The organism is uncultured Zoogloea sp. (assembly GCF_937894855.1).
Taxonomy (GTDB): Bacteria; Pseudomonadota; Gammaproteobacteria; order Burkholderiales; family Rhodocyclaceae; genus Zoogloea; species Zoogloea oryzae.
The window spans coordinates 1-1,047 of sequence record NZ_CALAYQ010000059.1 but is presented as its reverse complement, the minus strand read 5'-3'; the positions used below and the strand labels follow the sequence as shown (position 1 = coordinate 1,047).

Below are 1,047 nucleotides of genomic sequence, written 5' to 3'. Positions count from 1 at the left end.
TCACCTCCGACCCCTTCGCGGGCGTCGCCGGCGACGAATACATCGACCCGCGCCCGTGGTGCGAGGTGCTGCGCCAGTGGAGCACCTTCCACCCCGAGTTCGCCTTCCTGCCGCGCAAGTTCAAGATCGCGGTGAATGGCGCCGGACAGGACCGCGCCGTCATCCAGTGCCACGACATCGGCCTCGAGCTCAAGCGCGATGCGGCCGGCGAGATCGGCTTCCGCGTGCTGGTCGGCGGCGGCATGGGCCGCACCCCGATCATCGGCGAAGAGATCACCGATTTCGTGCCGTGGCAGCACATCATCACCTACTGCGAAGCCATCCTGCGCGTCTATAACCGCTATGGCCGCCGCGACAACCTCTACAAGGCGCGCATCAAGATTCTGGTGAAGGCCCTGGGCATCGCCGAGTTCAAGCGTCAGGTGGAAGCGGAATGGGAATTCGGCAAGAACGGCCCGAACACCCTCACCGAAGCCGAAGTCGCCCGCGTTGCCGGCCACTTCACCACCCCGGCCTACGAAACCCTGCCCGCCGAAGACGCCGGCTACGCCGCCCAGCGCAGCGCCAACCCGGCCTTCGCCGCCTGGGCCCGCCGCAACGTGCTGGCCCACAAGGTGCCCGGCTACGCCATCGTCGTGCTGTCGCTGAAAGACCCGAAGCGCGCCCCTGGCGACATCACCGCCGAGCAGCTCGATCTGGTGGCCGACTGGGCCGACGCCTACAGCTTCGGCGAGATCCGCGCCACCCACGAGCAGAACCTCGTGCTCGCCGACGTCAAGCAGTCCGATCTCTTCGCCATCTGGGAAAAGGCCCGCGCCACCGGCCTCGCCACGCCCACGTTCGGCCTCCTGACCGACATCATCTGCTGCCCCGGGGGCGATTTCTGCGCCCTGGCCAACGCCAAGTCGATCCCCATCGCCAACGCCATCCAGGCCCGTTTCGACGATCTGGATCACCTCTACGACATCGGCGACATCGAGCTCAACATCTCGGGCTGCATGAACTCCTGCGGCCACCACCACGTGGGCCACATCGGCATCCTCGGCG

The 1,047-nt window shown here is 67.0% G+C and carries 1 protein-coding gene; it reads left to right on the top strand.

Going from position 1 to position 1,047, the window contains the following annotated elements:
• The coding region (locus Q0672_RS07930; protein WP_298621448.1) for a nitrite/sulfite reductase at positions 1-1,047 on the top strand (1,047 nt) is incomplete at both ends.